Source organism: Streptomyces sp. NRRL F-2664 (assembly GCF_000719345.1).
In the GTDB taxonomy this organism is placed as follows: Bacteria; Actinomycetota; Actinomycetes; order Streptomycetales; family Streptomycetaceae; genus Streptomyces.
Window position 1 is genome coordinate 93,531 of sequence record NZ_JOFX01000012.1, and the last position, 21,193, is coordinate 114,723.

A 21,193-nucleotide genomic window follows, 5' to 3' on the forward strand; every position below is an offset into this window, starting at 1 on the left:
GATGACCCACCGAACCCGAGCCACCACGGCTCCCGCCGCGACCGTCGACGCCCTGATCGCATCCGTACGGGCCGGTGAGCACGGCCCGTCGCCCTCCGGGCTGACGGCGACCAGCGTGTTCTGGATCCACCACGGCACCCGGCTGGCCGGCGGCGACACCACCTACCTCAACCAGTACGTCCTGGTCCGCCTCGGCGACTCCTTCGGCGGCTGCGCCTTCGAGGCCGGCGAGATCGACCCCGCGATCTGCCGCACGTCCTCCGGCGCCCCCCTCGACCACCTGCTGCGCGAAGGGCCGCGTCCGCTGCGGATCGCCGCCCTCGACGCCTACCTGGCCGGGCGGCTCCCGCACCGCGACGCGGGGGCCGAACCGGTCGTCCTGCCCGCCGGCACCCCCGAGGTCCGTGCCAGGGCCAGGGATGCCGCGATCGCCGGACTGCTGGACATCGCCGACGGCGCCGAGGTCGGCCTCATCGGCGTGGTGAACCCGCTGGTCGCAGCGATCCGCGAACGCGGCGGCGTACCGCTGCCGTGCGACTTCAACCTCACGGCCACCCAGTGGGGCGACCCCGTCACCAGCGACATGCACGAGGTGTTGGAGCGCGCCGACGCCGTCGTCGCCACCGGCATGACCCTGAGCAACGGCTCCTTCGACACCATCCTCGACCGCTGCCGCGCCAGGGCGATCCCGCTCGTCGTCTACGCGCAGAGCGGCAGTGCCGTGGCCCGCGCCTTCCTCGGCTCCGGGGTGACCGCCGTGTCCGCGGAGCCCTTCCCCTTCTCCCAGTTCAGCGCCGACCCGACCATGCTCTACCGGTACCGGACGGCGGGGCCGGCGTGATCGCGGCGGCCCGCGGGGACTCCCCCGCCACCGGCCGCCCCGGCTCCGGGCACGCCCCCTGCCACCACGGCGAGATCCTCCAGGGCGTCTTCCTCGATGCCGCCGGGCGCCGGTGCGCCGGCCTGGTCACCCTGCCGATGGGTGGCCCGGGCAGCCGCGCCGAGTTCACCCGGCGGCCCGGCAGCCCGCCGGAGCAGCTCACCGTACGGCCGGGAGACCGGACGAAGGCCGCCCGTGCGGCGGCCCTGGCCGTCGCGGAGTGCGCCCGGCGGTGCGGGGAGCCGCCCTGCGGCGGGGAACTGCGGCTCTTTGGCGACATCCCGGTCGGCCTGGGCATGGGCAGCTCCACCAGTGACGTCATCGCCGTGGTCCGCGCCGTCGCGGACTCGTACGGGCTGCGGCTCCCGCCGGACGCCGTCGCCCGGCTCGCCGTCCGTGCCGAGCTGGCCTGCGATCCGCTGATGCTCGACGCCCGGCCGGTGCTGTTCGCCCAGCGCGAGGGCCGGGTGCTGGAGGTGCTCGGCCGTCGCCTGCCGCCCCTGGTCGTCGTGGGCTGCGCGCTGGGCGGGGGCGCGCCCGTGGACACGCTCTCCCTCCCGTCCCCCGGCCACGGCGACCACGACGTGCGCGTCTTCGAGCGGCTGCGCGTGCTGCTGCGACGCGCCGTGGCCACGGGCGACGCCGGGCTGCTCGGCCGGGTGGCGACCGCCAGCGCCCGGCGCGGGCAGCGGGTGCTGCGCCACCCCGAGTTCGACGCGCTCGTCGCCATAGCCCGGCGGTTCGGGGCGGCGGGCGTCCAGATCGCGCACAGCGGTGCGGTGGCCGGTCTGCTCCTGGACCCGGCCGCACCGGGGCTGGGCCACCGGGTCGGCGGCTGCGTACGGGCCCTGGAGAGGGAGGGCATTCCCGCCACGCGCACGTTCACGACCCTCCCGGGCTCCCCCGGCCTCCCCGGCCTTCCCGGCCTCCCCGACCTCACCGCCGTCCCGCCTCCTCCGATCCTTCCGCCCGTCCCGACACCCAAGGAGCCGCCGCATGGACCAGCACATCGCCGAGGCCATCGGCCGACCGGATCTGATACGCCTCGACGACCGGCTCGTCTGCCTGCGCTTTGAGACCATGAAGGTGGTCTCCGCCCTGGCTGCGGTCCGCCACCTCCTCGACACGGGAGTGGTGCGGCGCGGCGACACCCTGCTGGACAGCTCCAGCGGGATCTACGCGTACGCCCTCGCCCTCGCCTGCCACCGGTACGGCATGCGCTGCCACATCGTCGGCTCGACCACCGTCGACCACACCCTGCGCACCCAACTCGCCGTGCTCGGGGCGACGCTGGAGCAGATGGAGCCGTGCAGCGACCTGAAGCTGGACCAGAAGCGGCGGGTCGAACGCGTCCACGAGATCCTCGCCGAGCACCCCGGCCACCACTGGATGCGGCAGTACCACGACGACGTCCACTACCTCGGCTACCGGGCCGTGGCCGCCATGGTCCGCGACGGCACGCCCGGGGAACACCTCACCCTGGTCGGCGGCGTCGGCTCGGGCGCGTCCACCGGGGCCCTCGCCCACTACCTGCGCGCGGACGCACCCGGCACCGGGCTGGTCGGGGTCCAGCCCTTCGGCAGCGTCACCTTCGGGGCGGAGCACGTCGCCGACCCGGAGATCATCATCGCCGGGATCGGCAGCTCCATCCCCTTCGGCAACGTCCGTCACGCGGCGTACGACACGCTCCACTGGATCTCGTTCGACGCGGCTCTGGCCGGCAGCGTCGACCTGCTGCGCCGGCACGCGGTCTTCGCGGGGCTGTCCACCGGTGCGGGCTACCTCGCCGCCCGCTGGGAGCGCGACCGGTCACCGCGGCGCACGGTCCTCTTCGTCGCGGCCGACACCGGCCACCGCTACGTGGACACCGTGTTCGCGCGGCACCGCGAGGCGGTGCCGATCGACTCGCTCGCGCCGCGGCAGGCCGTGGACCGGGACGGACTCGCCCTGCCCTGGTCCCGTATGGACTGGAACCGGGCGGACCCTCCGGCGTAGAGACCGTGGCGGGATTCGAACCCGCGTCACCGGATTTGCAGTCCGGCCCCTGGGCCACTCGGGCACACGGTCGTGGTGGCGCTTCGGGTACGACCGTAGGGCCCCGCCCGGCCGGGGTGAAGGGATCGCCGCGGGCCGCAACACGACTGCCACACGGCGTTCACGGACCGCTTCCCCGGGGCGTGCGCAGCCAGGTGGCCGAAGGTGCGAAGGCGTCGTGGCGGTGCTGCAATGAGCTGGTGGGCCGCCCGAACGCCGCATCGCACAAGAGGAGTGGTGATGAGCGACGACATCGAAGCGATGGGACCTGTCGACTACCTGGTCGTCGAGTTCCCGGGCAACAGGATGACCGGTGAGGGTTTGCCCCTGCTCGTCGATCTGGTGGACCGCGGCATCATCCGCATCCTCGACCTGGTGTTCGTCCGCAAGGACGCCGACGGGTCGGTGGTCGCTCTGGAACTCAAGGACGTCGGCGGCGGTGAGATGGACCTGTCGGTCTTCGAGGGCGCCGCCTCGGGCCTGCTCGGCCAGGACGACCTCGACGAAGCCGGTGCCGCCCTGGAGGCGAACAGCTCCGCCGGGATCCTGGTGTACGAGAACGTCTGGGCGGCGCCGTTCGCCCGGGCCCTGCGGCGCGGCGGCGCACAGCTGGTGGCCGGCGGCCGGATCCCGGTCCAGGCACTGCTGGCCTCACTCGACGCGATGGAGGCGTGAGCCCGTCGTGAGCTGCGGGCAGCCGCCCGCCCACCTGCAACCTCACGAGACCCGCGGACCGGACGCGTGCTGCGGCCGTCCGCCCCTCGGCAACCTGGGAGATGACGCTCCATGCCCGGACTCCTTCGCGGTGTCGCCCGTACCGCCGTCGTGGCCGGAACCGCCACCGCGGTGTCCAACCGCGTGTCACGGCGCCAGGCGGGCCGCTGGTCGCAGCAGGAATACGAACAGCAGCAGGCGTACGCACAGCAGCAGGCGGCCGCGGCGCCGCCGCCCCCGCCGGCCGCCGCCCCGGCCGCGGCCGACGACATGGGCAGCAAGCTCGACCAGTTGCAGAAGCTGGGCGAGCTGAAGGCGCAGGGGCTGCTCACCGAGGAGGAGTTCGCGGCGCAGAAGGCCAAACTCCTCGGCTGAGGGGCCGGTCGGTCACGGCGGACGGAAGGGGATGACCCCATGACGGCACCGCGCACCCCTGCACCGCCACCGGCCGAGGAGCCTGCGGAGGGCGACCGGTTGCGGGACATGCTGCGCACGCCGGGCTACCTGAAGCTCCTCGTCCTGTGCGCCCTCGTCGGCATCCCCGTCTCCCTCGCGGCGTTCTGGTTCCTGGTGGCACTCCACCAGCTGGAGCACCTGGTGTGGACGGACCTGCCGGAGGTGTTCGGCTGGAGCGGCCCGCCCTGGTGGTGGCCGCTTCCGCTGCTGCTGGCGGCCGGCGTCCTGGTCGGGCTGGTGGTGACCCGGCTGCCCGGTGCGGGCGGCCACATCCCCGCCTCCGGGCTGCACGCCGGAGGAGCCACCTCCGCCGCGCTGCCGGGCGTCGTCCTCGCGGCGGTGTTCAGCCTCCCGCTCGGGGCGACCCTCGGCCCGGAGGCCCCGCTGATCGCCCTCGGCGGGGGCCTGGCGCTGCTGTTCCGGGACCTGGCGCAGGCGCCCGCGACCCCGCAGAGCACGGTCATCCTGGCCGCGGCCGGAGCGGCCGCGGCCATCTCCGCGATCTTCGGCAATCCGCTGGTCGGAGCCGTGCTGCTGATGGAGGTGGCCGGCGTGGGCGGACCGCAGCTCTTCGCGATCATGCTGCCGGCGCTGCTCTCCAGCGGGATCGGCGAGCTCGTGTTCACCGGCTTCGGCCGCTGGACGGGCCTGTCGACGGGCAGCCTGGCACTGGAGCTGAACGCCCCCTTCCCCCGCCTCGACGCCGGTGACGTGCTGTGGTCGGTGGTCCTGGCGGCCGTGTTGGGCGTCTTCATGCACGGGGTGCTGGCCGGCGGCCGGTACGCCTCCGTGTACGTGGCCCGGCGGCCCGTCGCGCACACGGCCGTCTGCGCCGTGGCGGCCGGTGCCTTCGGGGCGCTGTACGCGCTGGTCACCGGCAACTCCCCGGTCGACGTGGCTTCGTCGGGGCAGGCCGTGATGGGCAGCATGGCCGCCGATCCGCAGGCGTGGGGCATCGGGGCGCTGATCGCCGTCCTGCTGTGCAAGGGCGCCGCCTACGCGCTCTGCCTGGGCAGCCTGCGCGGTGGCCCCATCTTCCCGGCGCTGTTCCTGGGCGCCGCCGCAGGCCTGCTGTTCGCGCCGCTGCCCGGGCTGGGAGTCGTACCCGGCCTCGCGGCCGGCATGGCCGCCGCGGCGGTGTGCGCGCTGCGGCTGCCGGTCAGCAGCGTGGTGCTCGTCGTCCTGCTGCTGGGCAGCGGAGCCATGATCCCCGTGGTCGTCCTCTCGGCCGTGGTGGCCTTCGTGGTCACCGAACTGCTGCCGCCGGGGCCGCAGGTCCCGCCGGTGGGCAGGGCCGTCGGCGTCCCGGCCACGGCCGCCAAGTGACCGGCGCCCGCGCCGGCCGAATCCGGAGGGGAAGGAGCGTGTCATGACCGGTCACGTGGGCGGAGCCCGCCCGGACGGTGCGGCCGCACGCAGGGGCGGATTCACCGCCCGGAACGGCTGGCTCGTCTTCGCCGGCTTCCTGATGGTCTTCGGCGGGCTGATGATGCTGTTCTCCGGGATCTCCGCGATCGCCAGGGACGACGTCTTCATCCCCACGCCGCACTACGCCTACGAGTTCGACCTGGCGGGCTGGGGATGGATCCACCTCGTCCTGGGCGTCGTGATCCTCGTCGCCGGCCTGGCCGTGATCAGGGGCGCGGTGTGGGCCCGCATCGTCGGCCTGGCGCTGGCGGGCCTCAGCATGGTGGCGAGCTTCATGTGGCTGCCGTACACGCCGTTCTGGGCCCTGGTGCTGCTGGCGATCGACGGCCTGATCGTCTGGGCGCTGTGCACGGCACCCGGCCTCATGGACGGCTGAGTCCGCCGCCGTCGGCGGCCGCGTCGTCCGCCGGGCCTCGCCGCCCCGTGCCCACCGACCCAGGAGGCCGACATGCCCGAGCAGACGCCCCGGTCCGCGGGCCCGACGGGTGAGCAGTGGGAGCTGCGGCGCGGTGGGCAGCGCGCCGTCGTGGTCGAACTCGGCGGCGCCCTGCGCCAGTACGAGGTGGACGCAGTGCCCGTGCTGGACGGGTTCGCCGCCGACGAGCCCGTCACCTCGGGGCGCGGGCAGTTGCTCGTGCCCTGGCCCAACCGGGTCGGTGGCGGCCGCTACCGCTTCGACGGCGCGGAGCTGCAACTGCCCCTGAGCGAACCGGAGAGGCACAACGCGATCCACGGACTGCTGCGCTGGACCCCGTGGCGGCTGCGGGCCCACTCCGGCGACGCCGTGCGGGTCGGAACCACCCTCCACCCGCAGCCGGGGTACCCCTTCCTGCTGGAGGTGCACGCCGAGTACCGGCTGGCCGACGACGGCCTGGAGGTGCTGGTCCGCGCCGTCAACGCCGGCCGTACGAGGGCCCCGTACGGCGTGGGGCAGCACCCCTACCTGACGGTCGGCACGGGCTTCGTCGACACGGCGCTGCTGACGGTGCCCGCCCGCCGCCGGCTGACCACCGACGACGAGGGCCTGCCGACCGGCGAGGTGCCGGTGGAGGGCACCGCCTACGACTTCCGCCGGGCGCGTCCCATAGGTACGCAGGCACTGGACACCGCCTTCACGGGACTCGACCGGGACGGAACCGGCCGGGCCGTGGTCCGGCTGGCGCATCCGTCGGGGCTGCGCGGCACCGACCTCTGGCTCGGCGAGGGCACCCGGTACGTGCAGGTCTACACGGGCGACACCCTGAGTCAGCCCGACCGGCGCCGGCGCGGTGTGGCGGTGGAGGCCATGTCCTGCCCGGCGGACGCCTTCCGCACCGGCACCGGCCTCACCGTGCTCGAACCGGGCGGCGGCCATGTGCTGCGGTGGGGCCTGCGGCCGTGGGCGGCCGGCGACGGAACGGCGGTCCGGTGACCCGGCACGCCGGGGCCGCGCCCGGCGCGCGTCCCATGAGCGGGGACGACTTCCGGGCGCTGTACGGGCGGCTGCGGCGTGCACGGACCGGGGGCGGCGCGGACGGCGGCCGGCGCGGGGCGCTGCGCCATCTGACGCCCGCCCGGGTCGCGGCGGCCGCGGCCGAGGTCCGGCTCGGCCGCACGGTGTCCCTGGCCGCTCCGATCGAGACCCGGCCGGGACCGGACAACCAGGATCCGGCGCAGCACCGGATGACCGGGCCCGCACCCGGGGAGGCCGGGGCCGAGGGGCTGCACTTCGCGCGCGACCGGTTCGCCATGAACGTCCACGGGGACGCGGACAGCCACCTCGACGCCCTGAACCACGTGCTGTACGACGGCGAGCTCCACGGCGGCGTCCCGGCCGGGGACGCGACCGCCGCGGAGGTCCGCTCGCTCTCCGTGGACCTGGTCCGGGAGGGCATCGTCGGACGGGGCGTGCTGCTCGACGTCCCGGGGCTGCGGGGCGTGCCCTGGCTGGAGCCGGGGGAGCACGTGACGGCGGAGGACCTGGCGGCCGCCGAGACGGCCCAGGGGGTCCGGGTCGGCCCGGGCGACGTGCTGCTCGTCCGGGTGGGACACCGGCGCCGCCGCAGGGAGTTCGGGGCGTGGGACGCGGCCCGGGGCAGGGCGGGACTGCACCCCGAGGCGATGCCGTTCCTGGCCGAGCGGGAGGTGGCCGTCCTCGGCGGTGACGGGAACAACGACACCGCGCCCAGCGCGGTGGCGGACATCGCCTTTCCCGTGCACGTGCTGGCGGTGCAGGCAATGGGCGTGCACCTCATGGACTACCTGCAGTTCGAGGAGCTGGCGGCGGTCTGCGCGCAGACCGGCCGCTGGAGCTTTCTGTGCGCGGTCGCACCACTGCGCCTGCCGGGCGCCACCGGCTCCCCCGTGAACCCGCTCGCTGTGCTGTGAAGGGCGCCCGCGCCCGGGCGCTGTCCTGCCGGGTCGCCGTGCGCCGGCGGGGCGGTTAGCTTCGAATGGGTGGCACTGCTTGGCCTCCGCTGCGCGGAGTGACAGGTCCCGGCGGGCCGGGGCCACGACCCCAAGGACGGTGGTCGACGTGGGCGGCTCTTCCCACTACGACGTCATCATCATCGGCACGGGCGCCGGGGGCGGCACCCTCGCCCACCGGCTGGCCCCCTCCGGCAAACGCGTACTCCTCCTCGAGCGCGGCGGCCACCTGCCGCGGGAGCGGGACAACTGGGAGTCCACCGCCGTGTTCGTCAAGGGCAAGTACCGGGCGCCCGAGTTCTGGTTCGACCAGCACGGCAACGCCTTCCCGCCCGAAGTCAACTACTACGTCGGCGGCAACACCAAGTTCTACGGGGCCGCGCTCTTCCGGCTGCGGCCGGAGGACTTCGGCGAGATCCGCCACCACGGCGGCATCTCCCCCGCCTGGCCCCTGCAGTACGAGGATCTGGAGCCCTACTACACGCAGGCCGAGCACCTCTACCGGGTCCATGGACGGCACGGCGAGGACCCCGGCGAGGGCCCGGTGAGCGCGCAGTACGCCCACCCTCCCGTGCAACACGAGCCGCGCATCCAGCAGTTGAGCGACGACCTGGAGAAGAGAGGGCTGCACCCCTTCCACCTGCCCATCGGGGTCGACCTCGTCCAGGACGCCGACGGGCGGGCCGTCCCCTCCAGCGTGTGCATCCGCTGCAACCGGGTGGACGGCTTCCCCTGCCTGGTGCGCGGCAAGTCCGACGCGCAGGTGGTCTGCGTGGAGCCCGCCCTGGAACACCCCGGCGTCGAGCTGGTCACCCACGCCCACGTGGTCCGGCTGGAGACGGACGCCTCCGGGCGCAGCGTCACCGCCGCCGTGGTGCGGCTCGCGGACGGTTCCGAGACCCGCTTCCGCGGGGACGTCGTGGTCGTCTCCTGCGGGGCGGTCAACTCCGCGGCCCTGCTGCTGGCCTCGGCCGACGACCGCCATCCCCGGGGGCTGGCCAACAGCTCGGACGTGGTGGGCCGGCACTACATGCGGCACAACAACCTGGCGCTGATGGCGGTCTCGAAGGAGCCCAACCCCACGCAGTTCCAGAAGACCCTCGCGCTGCACGACTGGTACCTGGGCGCCGACGACTGGGACTTCCCGCTGGGCGGCATCCAGATGCTGGGCAAGTCGGACGCCGAGCAGATCCACGGGGAGGCCCCGCGCTGGGCCGGCGCGGTCACCCCGGACATGCCCTTCGAGGTGCTGGCGCACCACGCGGTGGACTTCTGGCTGTGCGGTGAGGACCTGCCCCTGCCCGACAACCGGGTCACCGTGGACGCCGGCGGTGCCATCCACCTGGCCCTCGACGAGAAGAACAACATCGAGGGCCTGGGGCGGCTCAGGCACAAGCTCCAGGGCATGCTCGGCCACTTGGGGATGCACGAGCACCACCTGTTGCCGCACAGCATCTACCTGCACAAGGGGATGCCGATCGGGGCGACGGCGCACCAGGCGGGGACCGTCCGCTTCGGGACGGACCCGGCCACCTCCGCCCTGGACGTCAACTGCAAGGCCCACGACCTCGACAACCTCTACGTCGTCGACACGAGTTTCTTCCCGAGCATCGGAGCGGTCAACCCGTCCCTGACGGCCATGGCCAACGCCCTGCGGGTGGGCGACCACCTGCTGTCCCGGCTGACCTGACCCCCGGGGCCGCCGCGCCCGACCCGCGCGATGTGGCGGCCCCGCGCGACGTACACCGCCTGCGCCGCCGGCGTCATCTGCGCCGACCGAAGGAAGATCGTCCGCCGAACGGCCCAACCGGGACCCGCCCGGCCCGCCCCCCGGCACGGCCGGTGATTACGTGGGCGGTCGGTCCGGCCGGCGGCGGCCGGCGCGCCGGGGGCCCGCTCGTCGAGGAGGCAGCAACAACGTGGATTCCACCGTGGGCGCACCGCAGGGAGTGATGACGGCTCACCTGCTGAAGGGCCAGAAGGCGCTCGTCACCGGCGCCAACTCCGGTATCGGCAGGGCGACCGCCCTCGCGCTCGGCCGGGCGGGTGCCGACGTGGTCGTGAACTACGTGGCGGACCGCGAGTCCGCCGACGAGGTGGTCCGGGAGATCGCCTCCTTCGGGGTGCGCGCGGCGGCGTACGAGGCGGACGTGTCCCAGGAGGACCAGGTCGTCGCCATGGTGGACCGGATGGTCGCGGAGTTCGGGACGATCGACATCATGGTCGCCAACGCCGGCCTCCAGCGCGACGCCCGGTTCACCGACATGACCCTCGCGCAGTGGCAGAAGGTCCTGGACGTCAATCTGACCGGGCAGTTCCTGTGCGCCCGGGAAGCCACCAAGGAGTTCCTGCGCCGCGGCGTCGTGCCCGAGGTGTCCCGCGCGGCGGGCAAGATCATCTGCATGAGCTCGGTGCACCAGGTCATTCCGTGGGCGGGGCACGTCAACTACGCCTCCTCCAAGGGCGGCGTGCACATGCTGATGCAGACCCTGGCCCAGGAGCTCGCACCGCAGAAGATCCGTGTGAACGCGGTCGCCCCCGGCGCCATCAGAACGCCGATCAACCGCAGTGCCTGGGAGACCCCGCAGGCCCGCGAGGAGCTGCTGAAGCTGATCCCGTACGACCGGATCGGCGACCCCGACGACATCGCCGGCGCGGTCGTCGCCCTCGCCTCCGACCTCATGGACTACGTGGTGGGCACCACCCTCTACGTCGACGGCGGCATGACCCTCTTCCCCGGCTTCGCCACCGGCGGCTGACCCCGTCCGCCGTTCCCAGGGGGTGCCTCGCCGATCCCGCCGGGCCCTGGGCCCCGGACCCCGCTCCCTGATCCGGCCCGATCGACGAGACGCCCCCTAGCAGCGAAGGCACGCATGCACACCACGGTTCTCCTGCTGGCGGCGGACGCCCCGGCCCAGCTGCTCCCGGCCCGGCAGCTCATGGCCTTCACCCTCGCCTCGCACATCATCCTCGTGCCGATGGGCGTGGCCCTGCCGTTCATCACCCTGCTGATGCACTACCGGGGGATCCGCCGCAACGACCCCACCGCCCTGCTGCTGGCACGGCGCTGGTCGGCCGTCATGGCGGTGCAGTTCGCCGTCGGAGTCGTCACCGGCACCGTGCTCTCCTTCGAGTTCGGCCTGCTCTGGCCGGGACTCATGGGCAAGTGGGGTGACGTGTTCGGCATCGGCTTCGGGGTCGAGGCGTGGGCCTTCTTCCTCGAAGCGGTGCTCATCGCCGTCTACCTGTACGGCTGGCGCCGCCTGGACCCGCGTACGCACTTCCTGCTCGGGCTGCCGCTCCCGGCGGCCGCGCTGATGGGGGCGTTCGGCATCCTGGCCGCCAACTCGTGGATGAACACCCCGCGCGGCTTCTCCCTCGACTCCGCCGGCAACCCGGTCGACGTGAACATCTGGAAGGCGATCTTCACCCCGATGTTCGGGCCGCAGTACTGGCACTTCGTCGTGGCGATGCTGCTGACCGCCGGCTATGTGGTGGCCGGGGTCTACGCCGTCGGCTGGCTGCGCGGGCGCCGGGACCACTACCACCGGCTCGGCTTCACCGTCCCCTTCACCGTCGCCGCCGTGGCCACCCCGATCCAGTTCTTCCTGGGCGACTGCATCGCCCGGAAGGTGTTCCGCGAGCAGCCGGTGAAGTTCGCCGCCATGGAGATCGTCTGGGAGACGGACACTCACGTGCCGGAATACGTGTTCGGCCGTCTGCATCCCGACGGGACGGTGTCCGGCGGTATCAAGATCCCGCAGCTCGACTCCCTGCTGGCCGGTTTCAGCACCGACACCAAGGTGATCGGGCTGTCCTCCGTCCCGGCGGGCGACCGGCCGAACGCACTCCAGGCGACCATCGCCCACTGGGCCTTCGACATCATGGTCCTGATCGGCTCGGCGCTGATCCTGCTCGCCCTCTGGTACGCACTCGCCCGGTGGCGCCGTCGCAGCCTGCCCGCCTCCCAGTGGTTCTGGCGCAGCGCGGCCTGCGCGGGCGTCGCGTCCGTCGTGGCCGTGGAGTGCGGCTGGATCGCCACCGAGGTGGGGCGCCAGCCGTGGATCGTCTACCAGAACATGCGGGTCGCCGAGGCGGTCACGGCGACCCGCTCGACGACCCTGTGGATCATGCTCGTGCTGGTGGTCGTGGTGTACGTGTTCGTCTTCGGGGCGTTTCTCGCCGTCCTCCTGACGATGCGCAACCGATGGCGGCTCGCCGACGCCCGGCAGGATGCGGCAGGTCCGGGCGAGGCGCCGGAGACGGACACGCCGTACGGACCGCGCTCGTCCGTCCCGTCGGCGCCCGGGGAAGGCCGCCCGTGACCGCCGACCTCATCGCCTTCGTGCTGCTGCTCGCCGTGACCGCGTACACCTGCGCCGGCGGCACCGACTACGGCGCCGGCTTCTGGGATCTGACCGCCGGAGGGGCGGAGCGGGGCAAGCGGCCGCGGTGGCTCATCGACCACGCCATGGCCCCGGTGTGGGAGGTCAACAACGTCTGGCTGATCTTCATCTTCGTCACCATGTGGACCGGCTTCCCGGTCTTCTTCCAGACGGTGTTCTCCGCGATGTGGGTTCCGCTCGCCCTGGCCGCCGTCGGCATGGTCCTGCGCGGCGCCGGCTTCGCCTTCCGCAAGGCCTCCCGGCGGACCGCCGCGCGGCGCCTGTTCGGGGCGCTGTTCGCCCTGTCCTCGCTGGTGACGCCCTTCTTCCTCGGCGCGGCCGTCGGCGGGGTGGCCAGCGGCCGGGTCGCACTCGGTACGGAGGCCTCGGCGCGGGCCTGGTCCAATCCGACCTCACTGGTGTTCGGGCTGCTGGCCATCGCGACGACGGCCTTCCTCGGTGCGGTGTTCCTCTCCGGGGACGCCCGCCGCTTCGACGCGCCCGACCTGGTGGACCACTTCCGGGGGCGGGCACTGGCCGCGCTGGCCGCGGTCGCCGTGCTCGCCGTGGTCGCCCTGTTCGTCACGCGCGCGGACGCCCAGCACGTGTGGCACGGCCTCACCCGCGGCCCGGGGCTGGCCCTCGTCCTCCTGGCCCTGGCGTTCACCTTCGCCACCGCATGGCTGCTGCTGCGCCCGCCGGGCACCTGGGTGCGCGTCACCGCGGTGGGGGTCGTCGCGGCGGCCGTCCTCGCCTGGGGCACGGCCCAGCGGCCGTACCTCATCCCCACCTCGCTGACCGTCGCCGAGGCCGCGGGGGCGCCCTCCAGCCTGACGTGGCTGGCGTTCGTCACGCTGGTCGCCCTGGTGATCGTCGCCCCGGCCGTGGTCCTGCTGTACTGGCTGGACACGCACGGCGAACTGCAGTCCCTCACCGACGCAGACCTGCGGCCCGGCGCCGAACCCGGCGGGGACACGGACGGGGGGTGACGGCCGCAGATCATGCGAGCGGGCCGCATGTGCCCGTGCGGCTCCTGCTGCTGCCCGCCGGCTTCGTCGCGGGGGGCGCTGACCGACGTCCTCGTCCTGCTCGGTACCGTACCGCTCACGCCGCACGCGCCCGGGCGCGGTTGAGGTTCGCGTCCAGGGTGATGGCCGCGTCGATGAACGCCAGGTGGGTGAACGCCTGCGGGAAGTTGCCCAGCTGGCGCCCGGTCAGGTCGATCTCCTCCGAGTACAGGCCCAGGTGGTTGGCGTAGGTGAGCATCTTCTCCAGCACCAGCCGCGCCTGGTCCATGCGCCCGGCCCGGGCGAGGGCGTCGACGTACATGAAGGTGCACAGGGAGAAGGTCCCTTCGGAGCCGCGCAGCCCGTCCGGCGATGCCTCGGGGTTGTACCGGTAGACGAGGCTGTCCGTGACCAGTTCCCGGTCCATCGCCTCCAGGGTGGACGTCCACATCGGGTCGTCGGGGGTGATGATGCCCACCGTCGGCATCCGCAGCAGCGCCGAGTCGAGGACGTCGCTGCCGTAGTGCTGCACGAACGCCTTGCGCCGCGGGTCCCAGCCCCGTTCCAGGACCTGCTCGTAGATCGCGTCGCGGGCCTCGACCCAGCGCACGCCGGCCGCGGGCCGGCCGCTGGAGGCCGCCAGGCGCAGGGCGCGGTCGAAGGCGACCCAGGACATCACGCGGCCGTAGGTGAAGTCCTGACGGCCTCCCCTCGTCTCCCACAGGCCTTCGTCGGGCTGGTCCCAGTGGTCGGTCAGCCAGTCGAGGAGGGTGCGCAGGGAGGTCCAGGCCCGGTGGTCCAGCTGGATGCCGCGCTGGTGGGCGAAGAAGATGCTGTCCAGCGCCTCGCCGTAGATGTCCAGTTGGAGCTGGGTGGCCGCGCCGTTGCCGATGCGGACGGGGCGGGAGCCCTGATAGCCCTCCCAGTGCTCCAGCGTCTCCTCGCCGAGGTCGGACGAGCCGTCGACCCGGTACATGATGTTCATCGGCCCGGTGTCCCCGTCGCTGCCGGCCTTCTCCCTGACCCGGTCGCGCAGCCAGCCGATGAACGCCGTCGCCTCCTCCGTGAAGCCCAGGCCCAGCAGGGCGTACACGGAGAAGGAGGCGTCCCGGATCCAGGTGAAGCGGTAGTCCCAGTTGCGCTCGCCGCCCAGTTGCTCGGGCAGGCCGGCCGTGGGCGCGGCGACGAGGGCGCCGCTCGGCGCGTACGTCATCAGCTTCAGGGTGATGGCGGAACGCTCGACGGCCTCCCGCCAGCGGCCGGTGTAGCGGGACTGGTGCAGCCACCTGCGCCAGTGCTCCACGGCGTCGGCGAACATCAGGTCGAAGTCGGCGGGCCGGATGTCGCGCGGCGGCCCGTCGCCCGCCGACTCCAGTACCAGGCCGCGCTGGCGGCCTGCCGGGAGGGTCAGCGAGAAGCGCAGGTCGTGCTCGTCGCACAGGCCGGTCAACAGCCGCTCGTCCTGCTGCTCGCGCACGGCGTGGACCGTCAGCTGCATTCCGTCCGACGCGAACACCGCGCCGTGCTCGGTCGTGTGCAGCGTGTGGGAGGCCCGGCCGTAGTCGAACCGCGGGGCGATCTCGACCTCGAAGGTCATACTGCCGCGCACGCACCGCAGCATGCGGACGATCCTGTGCCGGTCCGTGGCCGTCTTCCCGGTGGGCGGCATGAAGTCGATGACCTCTCCGGCACCCGATTCGGTCATGAAGCGCGTCACGAGAACGGCCGTGTCGGGAAGGTACAACTGCTTGGTGGTGTAGGTGGTGTTGAGCGGGGCGACGCTGAAGTGCCCGCCCTTCTCCCGGTCCAGCAGGGCACCGAACACGCTCGGCGAGTCGAAGCGCGGACAGCAGAACCAGTCGATGGTCCCGTCGGTGGTCACCAGGGCCGCGGTCTGGAGGTCGCCGATCAGGCCGTGGTTCTCGATCAGGGGGTACTCGTCCATCGGGGACACCTTTCGGTCCGCGGGTACGGCCCGGCCGGCATGCGGACGGAAGAAGGCCGATCCGATGTCACACGGTCAGCTTAGGCAGGAATGTCCGGAAGGTCCTGCGGAGCGATGGCGGCCCCGGAGGCCGTCGGCGGCGTACGGCGCCGGACCGCCGGCGGCGTGCGCAGGGCGGTGAGCGGCCTTACCCTGGCGCTGAAGGCCGTCGCGCGCCGCGCACGGGAGGTCGCCCCGTGCCGCACCGACGCTCGGAGCCGCCCCGCGGGCAACGGCGACCGGCTGCGGGCACCGTCGGCGCCGGTGGCCCTGAGGTCCGTGGCAGGGCGGGGAGGACCGCCTCCAGCTCGCCGTGCGCCCGTGGGAACGGCTGGTCCGTCAGGGGCCGGTGACGGGGAGGACGTCCGGGGAGAGGGCGGCTGCGTGGGCCGCGGCGGAGGTCAGGCGGCGGCGGTGGTGGCGGCGGCAGAGGACTTCGTAGCCGATCTCCTCGGCCGGGCGGTTCACGTCCCCGACCACCACCTGCTCGCCGTCGACGACCATCACGCCGCCGACCGTGCGGGCGTTGTGCGTGGCGCGGGCGCCGCACCAGCACAGGGCCTCCACCTGGAGCTGCTCTATGCGGTCGGCGAGTTCGATCAGGCGCTGCGAGCCAGGGAAGAGCTTCGTGCGGAAGTCCGTGGTGATGCCGAAGGCGAAGACGTCCATGTCGAGGTCGTCGACGATCCGGGCGAGCTGGTCGATCTGCTCCGGGGTGAGGAACTGGGCCTCGTCGACGATGACGTAGTCCGCCCTGCCGCCCTGGGAGAGCTGGCCCACGAGGTGGGCGTAGAGGTCCATCCCGTCGGCGACCTCGACCGCTTCCGTGACCAGGCCCAGGCGGGAGGACAGCTTGCCCTCGCCGGCACGGTCCTGGCGGGTGAAGATCACGCCCTGCAGGCCCCGGGCCGACCGGTTGTGCGTGATCTGGAGCGCCAGAGTGCTCTTTCCGCAGTCCATCGTTCCGGAGAAGAACACCAGCTCGGGCATGGGAGGTACGGGGCCTTTCGGAGTGGGTGGGTGGCCGGGGCGGCGCGAGGGATCAGGTGCGGACTTCGAGCAGCGGGACGAGCTGCTCCGCCGCGGTCATGGAACCGTGCATTCCGGCGAGGGCCGATTCGTTCGGCTCGTTGCGCGAAGCGGTGATCGCCACATCGGCCTGGGCCGCGGCGACCACGTCGCCGATGCGCCCGAGCACGCGCTCGTCGCACTCCCCCGGCGGGCCGAACCAGCCCAGTTCCAGGGCCTCTTCGCGGCCGGCGACCCAGAAGCGGTCGCCGAGCACCTCGCGCCACACGGTCAGTACGTCGGCCTCCGCGCCGGGCACCGCGTACACGTGCCGGGCCCGGCCCTCACCGCCCAGCAGGGCGACGCCGGCGCCGAGCTCCCAGTCGTCGTCGAAGTCGATCCGCGCGTCCTCCTCGAAGGGGACGTCGACCATGCCGTGGTCGGCGGTCACGTACAGCGCGGTGCGCGGCGGCAGTTGCTCGGCGAGCCGCTGGACGAGCCGGTCGACGTACATGAGCTGGCCGCGCCAGGCGTCGGAGTCCACGCCGTGCCGGTGGCCGGCCCCGTCGAGCTCGCTGTAGTACGTGTAGACGAGCGAGCGGTCACCGGCGGCGAGCCGTTCGGCGGCCACGTCCATCCGCTCCTCGCCGGTCATCCGGCCGAGGAAGGTGCCGCCGCTCAGGGCGACCTTGGTGAGCGGGGTGGTCTGGAAGGCGGGCGAGGAGACCTGTGCGGTCGCCACCCCGGCCCGGTCGGCCTCCTGGAAGACCGTCGGGTACGGCTGCCACGGTTTCGGCGGCGCCCACGGGTGCCAGCGGAGCTGGTTCATCAGCTCACCGCTGGCGGGGTTGCGCACGGCGTAGCCGGGCAGCCCGTGACGGGCCGGCGGCAGGCCGGTACCGACGGAGGCCAGGGAGGTGGCGGTGGTCGCCGGGAAGCCCGAGGTGATCGGGCGCCCGGTGCCGCCGCGCGAGGTGCCGAGGAGGGAGGCCAGGTACGGGGCCTCGTCCGGGTGGGCCTTGATCTGCTCCCAGCCCATGCCGTCGACGAGGAACACGCAGTTGCGGTCGGCCGGCGTCAGCTCTGCGATCGCGGCGCTGTAGCCGGGCACTCCCTGTCCGGCCACGAGCGTCGGCAGCAGGTCGGCGAGGGAGCCGGAACCGTACTCCGGGACGGGGGCGCCCGCCAGGTCCAGCAGCTCCGGCTCGGTCCAGTCCTGCGGCGCGGAGTACGCCATCAGCGGGCGGACGCCGAGGACGTGGCGGCCGTCGCCTCGCTGAGCGCCTGCGCGAAGACCAGGGTCTGGCGCACCGCCTCCGGGCCGTCGCCCGCCTCGCTGACCCGCAGGCTGAGGTCGTCGGCGGTGGAGTTGCCGGTGTACCCGTGGTCGGAGTCGCAGTTGGGGTCGCCGCAGGCGGCCGGCTCCAGGTCGATCCGCGAGACCGCGCCCCAGCCGATGGTCAGGACGACCTCGCGGGGCAGGGTGCCCGGGGTGTAGGACTCCGGGTTGGCCACGACACGGCTCAGCACCACGGAGGAGATGCTGGAGAGCTTGACCGACTCGGTGGAGGTCGTCGCGTACGGGGACGGGGACCCGGCGTCGGCGGCCTGCTCGTCGGTGTGGCTGACGATGAAGCGGTTGCCCGTCAGGACCAGCACGGTGACGTGGCGGCGCACCTCGTTGGAGTCGAAGGTCGTCTCCTGGTGGACCAGGTACGACGAGATCGGCTCGCCGCCCACCGCGGCCTCCACCGCCTCGGCCACGAGGGCCGGGTAGTAGCCGCTGCGCTCGATCGCCGTGCGCAGCCCCTGGGTCGTCGTACCGGATTTCGCCATGGGGTCAATGGTAAGGCCCCCCGGGTGCCCTCCTACCGCGCCGTACCCGCTCAGTAACTGGGGAGGGTGCGGGGCCCGAGGTCGCCGCGGGCGGGCGGATGGGCGATGCGGACGGTCGCGCTGAGGGCGCAGACGCCCTCGACCGCGACGACGACGGGCTCCAGGGTGACGCCGATCACCTCGGGGTGGTCGTCGACGAGCCGGGACAGCCGCAGGAGCACCTGCTCCAGGGCGGGGGTGTCGACGGGGTCGCTGCCGCGCCAGCCGAAGAGGAGGGGGGCCGCCCGGATGGAGCGGACCAGCGCGGCGGCGTCCCGGTCCGTCGCGGGCACGAGCCGGTGGGCGGTGTCGCCGAGCAGCTCGGAGGCGACCCCGGCGAGGCCGAAGGAGAGGACGGCGCCGGCGGCCGGATCGATGACGGACCGGACGACGGTGTCGACGCCCCGCGCCATCATGGGCTGCACCACCGGCTGGAGCTCGGCGGGCTTGCCCAGCGCGTCGGTGAGCTCCTCGTAGGAGCGCCTCAGCTCGGCCTCGTTCGTGAGGTCGAGCCGTACGCCGCCCAGGTCCGCGCGGTGGCGCAGGTGGGGGGCGGTGGTCTTGAGGGCGACCGGGTAGCCGAGGACCTCCGCGGCCCGGACGGCGGCGTCGGGGCTGGGCGCGGGGAGGGTGGGCAGGACGCGGATCCCGTAGCGGGCGAGGAGCTCGCGGGCGTCCCAGTCGGTGAGGGTCAGGACGGCGCCGGTGTCCACGTCGGCGAGCAGCCCGGCGAGCTGGGCCGCGGCGCCCGCCTCGTCGATGTCCTCGTACTCGGGCACCTGCCCGGCGTCGGCGAGGGCGCGGCGCCACTGCCCGTAGCGCACCGCCTCCGCGACGGCTTTGACGGCGCGCTCGGCGGCGGGGTAGCCGGGGATCCGGTCCGGACCGGGGATGGAGGCCGGGGTGCCGTTCGCCGCGGGGGCGGCCGGGGTCGAGGCGGCGCCCGCGCCGGGAGGGACGGGGGGCTCGCCGGCGGGCCCCCGGGTAGCGGTCTGCCCGTGGGCGGCGGGCTCGCACGTGCCGGGCTCCGAGGCGGAGGGCTCGCGCGTCGCGGCCGGGCGGCGCGTCGCGGACAGGGCCTGCACCAGCTCGGCCAGTTCCACGTGGACGACGGCCACCGGCTTGCCGGGGCTCCCGGCGACGGCCCCGCGCAACGCGTCGGCGAGGTCGTCGGCCAGGGCGTGCTCGCTGACCCACGGGATGGCGGTCACGATCACCGCGTCGCAGTCGTCGGAGGCGAGGGCGGCCCCGAGGGCGGTACGGAAGTCCTCCGGGGAGGCGGCGGTCGTCAGGTCCAGGGGCGGCAGCGGTCGCAGGCCCTGGGCCAGGCAGGCGTCGTAGGTGAGGACACCGAGGGACTCGGAGTTGCCGAGGATCGCGATCCTGGGTCCTGCGGGCAGTGGCTGCGACGCCAGCAGCAGGCCCACGTCCACCAGCTCGGTGACCGTGTCGACACGGATGACGCCGGCCTGCCGCAGCAGCGCGGAGACGGTGTCCTCCGACAGCCGGGTGCCGGGCACGACGTGCCCGGCGGGGGTGTGGCGGCCGCCCTTGGCGACGACCACGGGCTTGACGGCCGCCGTGCGGCGGGCGAGGCGGGTGAACTTCCGCGGGTTGCCGAGGGTTTCCAGGTACATCAGGGCGACGTCGGTCGCCTCGTCCTCGTACCAGTACTGGAGGATGTCGTTGCCGGAGACGTCGGCCCGGTTCCCCGCCGAGACGAAGGACGACAGGCCCTCGCCGCGCCGCACCAGCGCCGAGAGCAGGGCGATCCCGATCGCCCCGGACTGCGTGAAGAGGCCGGTCCGGCCGCGCACGGGCATCGGCGGCGGGGTCAGGGAGGCGTTGAGCTCCACATCCGGAGCGGTGTTGATCACCCCGTAGGCGTTGGGCCCGATGAGGCGCATCCCGTACGAGCGCACCTGTCGCAGCAGCTCGCGCTGGCGGGCGAGGCCGGCCGGGCCGCTGTCCCCGTATCCGGCAGAGAGCACGACGAGCCCCTGCACGCCGTGCTCGCCGCACGCGGCCACCGCGTCGGGGACCCGCTCGGCCGGGACCGCGATCACGGCGAGGTCGACGGGGGCGCCGATGTCCTCGACGGTGCGGTAGGCCCGGACCCCGTCGAGGAGGTCGCGGGTGACGGCCTCGTTGACGGCGTAGAGGTGGCCGTGGAAGCCGCTGTCGCGCAGGTTGCGCAGGGCGGCCGCCCCCACGCCGGCGCCGGAGCGGCTGACGCCGACGACGGCCACCGAGCCGGGAGCCAGCAGGCGCTGCACGGACCGGGCTTCGGCGCGCTGCTCGCGGGCGCGTTGGACGGCCAGGGACTCGGCGGTGGGTTCGAGGTCGAGGGTGAGGTGGACGGAGCCGTCCTCGAAGCTGCGCTTCTGCTGGTAGCCGACGTCCGTGAACACCTTGATCATCTTGGTGTTGGCGGGCAGCACCTCGGCAGCGAACCGGCGGATGCCTCGCTCGCGGGCCACCGCCCCGATGTGTTCGAGGAGGGCGGAGGCGACCCCCCGCCCCTGGTGGGCGTCCTGGACGAGGAAGGCGACCTCGGCCTCGTCGGCGGGAGCGGAGGCGGGCCGCCCGTCGGGGCCGATGCGGTCGTAGCGGACGGTGCCGATGAACTCCTCGCCGATGGTCGCGGCCAGGCCCACCCGGTCCACGTAGTCGTGGTGCGTGAAGCGGTGCACGTCGCGGTCGGAGAGGCGGGGGTAGGGGGCGAAGAAGCGGTAGTACTTCGACTCGTCCGAGACCTGCTCGTAGAAGCTGACGAGCCGGCCGGCGTCCTCGGTGGTGATGGGCCTGATCCGGGCGGTGCCGCCGTCGCGCAGGACGACGTCGGCTTCCCAGTGGGCCGGGTAGGACGGGTCCGACTCTATGGTCATGCGCATACCTTACGGCCGGACCGGGCCGGACAGCGTTCGCGCGGCGCAGTAGGCAAGCCGGACGAACCGGTGCAAGCTGGGGAAGCTCGCACGGCGGCGGACCTCGGGATCGTGACCGAGGGCCGGTG

At 73.5% G+C, this 21,193-nt stretch carries 18 protein-coding genes and 1 tRNA gene; 13 read left to right on the forward strand and 6 right to left on the reverse strand.

The features are described 5' to 3' along the window. Position 1 precedes the first annotated feature (1 nt). The 3 genes from IF89_RS0113865 to IF89_RS0113875 are packed head-to-tail and all read left to right on the forward strand — an operon-like array spanning position 2 to position 2,875. Complete coding sequence (locus IF89_RS0113865) at positions 2 to 841, forward strand: Rossmann-like domain-containing protein (RefSeq protein ID WP_051807055.1); 840 nt, start codon at positions 2 to 4, stop codon at positions 839 to 841. Further along, on the forward strand, positions 838 to 1,956 hold the full coding sequence (locus tag IF89_RS0113870; RefSeq protein WP_043193913.1) for a GHMP kinase: 1,119 nt from the start codon (positions 838 to 840) through the stop codon (positions 1,954 to 1,956). Before IF89_RS0113865 ends, IF89_RS0113870 begins: the two co-directional genes overlap by 4 nt. Continuing rightward, positions 1,877 to 2,875, forward strand: a complete 999-nt coding sequence (locus IF89_RS0113875; RefSeq protein WP_030766342.1) for a pyridoxal-phosphate dependent enzyme — start codon at positions 1,877 to 1,879, stop codon at positions 2,873 to 2,875. The genes IF89_RS0113870 and IF89_RS0113875 overlap by 80 nt, the downstream gene beginning before the upstream one ends. Here the strand turns inward: IF89_RS0113875 and IF89_RS0113880 are convergent. Next, a tRNA-Cys gene (locus IF89_RS0113880) sits at positions 2,876 to 2,947 on the reverse strand. A 207-nt stretch (positions 2,948 to 3,154) separates the two neighbouring features. Here IF89_RS0113880 and IF89_RS0113885 point away from each other — a divergent pair. The 10 genes from IF89_RS0113885 (at position 3,155) to IF89_RS0113930 (ending at position 13,292) form a co-directional block, all read left to right on the forward strand. Further along, positions 3,155 to 3,589, forward strand: a complete 435-nt coding sequence (locus IF89_RS0113885) for a DUF6325 family protein (protein WP_030766346.1) — start codon at positions 3,155 to 3,157, stop codon at positions 3,587 to 3,589. Between the two features lie 111 nt (positions 3,590 to 3,700). After that, the gene (locus IF89_RS0113890) at positions 3,701 to 4,003 is read left to right on the forward strand and encodes an SHOCT domain-containing protein (RefSeq protein ID WP_030766349.1); all 303 of its coding nucleotides are present in this window, start codon (positions 3,701 to 3,703) and stop codon (positions 4,001 to 4,003) included. Between the two features lie 39 nt (positions 4,004 to 4,042). Further along, positions 4,043 to 5,410 (forward strand): chloride channel protein, encoded by a 1,368-nt coding sequence (locus IF89_RS0113895; protein WP_030766351.1) that lies wholly within the window; start codon positions 4,043 to 4,045, stop codon positions 5,408 to 5,410. Between the two features lie 43 nt (positions 5,411 to 5,453). Beyond that, positions 5,454 to 5,888, forward strand: coding sequence for a DUF7144 family membrane protein (locus IF89_RS0113900; RefSeq protein ID WP_030766354.1), 435 nt, complete (start codon positions 5,454 to 5,456; stop codon positions 5,886 to 5,888). Between the two features lie 72 nt (positions 5,889 to 5,960). Beyond that, positions 5,961 to 6,923 carry an aldose 1-epimerase family protein gene (locus IF89_RS0113905; RefSeq protein WP_030766358.1) on the forward strand — a complete coding sequence of 321 codons (963 nt, stop codon included), beginning with the start codon at positions 5,961 to 5,963 and terminating at the stop codon, positions 6,921 to 6,923. Between the two features lie 35 nt (positions 6,924 to 6,958). Next, positions 6,959 to 7,879 carry a cyclase family protein gene (locus IF89_RS0113910; RefSeq protein WP_030766361.1) on the forward strand — a complete coding sequence of 307 codons (921 nt, stop codon included), beginning with the start codon at positions 6,959 to 6,961 and terminating at the stop codon, positions 7,877 to 7,879. A gap of 139 nt (positions 7,880 to 8,018) precedes the next feature. Further along, positions 8,019 to 9,608 (forward strand): GMC family oxidoreductase, encoded by a 1,590-nt coding sequence (locus tag IF89_RS0113915; RefSeq protein ID WP_030766364.1) that lies wholly within the window; start codon positions 8,019 to 8,021, stop codon positions 9,606 to 9,608. Between the two features lie 262 nt (positions 9,609 to 9,870). Continuing rightward, a complete protein-coding gene (locus IF89_RS0113920) occupies positions 9,871 to 10,677 on the forward strand; it encodes an SDR family oxidoreductase (RefSeq protein ID WP_030766369.1) in 807 nt (268 codons plus the stop codon). Positions 10,678 to 10,791: 114 nt separating this feature from the next. Then, positions 10,792 to 12,243, forward strand: coding sequence for a cytochrome ubiquinol oxidase subunit I (locus IF89_RS0113925; protein WP_030766372.1), 1,452 nt, complete (start codon positions 10,792 to 10,794; stop codon positions 12,241 to 12,243). Next, positions 12,240 to 13,292, forward strand: a complete 1,053-nt coding sequence (locus IF89_RS0113930) for a cytochrome d ubiquinol oxidase subunit II (RefSeq protein WP_030766375.1) — start codon at positions 12,240 to 12,242, stop codon at positions 13,290 to 13,292. The genes IF89_RS0113925 and IF89_RS0113930 overlap by 4 nt, the downstream gene beginning before the upstream one ends. Positions 13,293 to 13,407: 115 nt before the next feature. Here IF89_RS0113930 and IF89_RS0113935 read toward each other — a convergent pair whose 3' ends face one another. The 5 genes from IF89_RS0113935 to IF89_RS0113955 form a co-directional block, all read right to left on the reverse strand. Beyond that, positions 13,408 to 15,255, reverse strand: coding sequence for a glycoside hydrolase family 15 protein (locus IF89_RS0113935; protein WP_030766377.1), 1,848 nt, complete (start codon positions 15,253 to 15,255; stop codon positions 13,408 to 13,410). 378 nt (positions 15,256 to 15,633) lie between these two features. Continuing rightward, positions 15,634 to 16,284, reverse strand: coding sequence for a thymidine kinase (locus IF89_RS0113940; RefSeq protein ID WP_030766379.1), 651 nt, complete (start codon positions 16,282 to 16,284; stop codon positions 15,634 to 15,636). A gap of 52 nt (positions 16,285 to 16,336) precedes the next feature. After that, the gene (locus tag IF89_RS0113945) at positions 16,337 to 17,539 is read right to left on the reverse strand and encodes an alkaline phosphatase family protein (protein WP_030766382.1); all 1,203 of its coding nucleotides are present in this window, start codon (positions 17,537 to 17,539) and stop codon (positions 16,337 to 16,339) included. Further along, positions 17,539 to 18,138: a DUF5998 family protein gene (locus tag IF89_RS0113950; protein WP_030766385.1), complete on the reverse strand. Its 600-nt coding sequence runs from the start codon at positions 18,136 to 18,138 to the stop codon at positions 17,539 to 17,541. The genes IF89_RS0113945 and IF89_RS0113950 overlap by 1 nt, the downstream gene beginning before the upstream one ends. A gap of 50 nt (positions 18,139 to 18,188) precedes the next feature. Beyond that, complete coding sequence (locus tag IF89_RS0113955; RefSeq protein WP_030766388.1) at positions 18,189 to 21,071, reverse strand: GNAT family N-acetyltransferase; 2,883 nt, start codon at positions 21,069 to 21,071, stop codon at positions 18,189 to 18,191. Between the last annotated feature and the right edge of the window lie 122 nt (positions 21,072 to 21,193).

Coding starts and splice junctions, on each gene's coding strand:
- IF89_RS0113865 (WP_051807055.1), top strand. CDS start 2: ATGACCCACCGAACCCGAGCCACCACGGCTCCCGCCGCGACCGTCGAC.
- IF89_RS0113875 (WP_030766342.1), top strand. CDS start 1,877: ATGGACCAGCACATCGCCGAGGCCATCGGCCGACCGGATCTGATACGC.
- IF89_RS0113885 (WP_030766346.1), top strand. CDS start 3,155: ATGAGCGACGACATCGAAGCGATGGGACCTGTCGACTACCTGGTCGTC.
- IF89_RS0113890 (WP_030766349.1), top strand. CDS start 3,701: ATGCCCGGACTCCTTCGCGGTGTCGCCCGTACCGCCGTCGTGGCCGGA.
- IF89_RS0113895 (WP_030766351.1), top strand. CDS start 4,043: ATGACGGCACCGCGCACCCCTGCACCGCCACCGGCCGAGGAGCCTGCG.
- IF89_RS0113900 (WP_030766354.1), top strand. CDS start 5,454: ATGACCGGTCACGTGGGCGGAGCCCGCCCGGACGGTGCGGCCGCACGC.
- IF89_RS0113905 (WP_030766358.1), top strand. CDS start 5,961: ATGCCCGAGCAGACGCCCCGGTCCGCGGGCCCGACGGGTGAGCAGTGG.
- IF89_RS0113910 (WP_030766361.1), top strand. CDS start 6,959: ATGAGCGGGGACGACTTCCGGGCGCTGTACGGGCGGCTGCGGCGTGCA.
- IF89_RS0113920 (WP_030766369.1), top strand. CDS start 9,871: ATGACGGCTCACCTGCTGAAGGGCCAGAAGGCGCTCGTCACCGGCGCC.
- IF89_RS0113925 (WP_030766372.1), top strand. CDS start 10,792: ATGCACACCACGGTTCTCCTGCTGGCGGCGGACGCCCCGGCCCAGCTG.
- IF89_RS0113935 (WP_030766377.1), bottom strand. CDS start 15,255: ATGGACGAGTACCCCCTGATCGAGAACCACGGCCTGATCGGCGACCTC.
- IF89_RS0113940 (WP_030766379.1), bottom strand. CDS start 16,284: ATGCCCGAGCTGGTGTTCTTCTCCGGAACGATGGACTGCGGAAAGAGC.
- IF89_RS0113945 (WP_030766382.1), bottom strand. CDS start 17,539: ATGGCGTACTCCGCGCCGCAGGACTGGACCGAGCCGGAGCTGCTGGAC.
- IF89_RS0113950 (WP_030766385.1), bottom strand. CDS start 18,138: ATGGCGAAATCCGGTACGACGACCCAGGGGCTGCGCACGGCGATCGAG.
- IF89_RS0113955 (WP_030766388.1), bottom strand. CDS start 21,071: ATGCGCATGACCATAGAGTCGGACCCGTCCTACCCGGCCCACTGGGAA.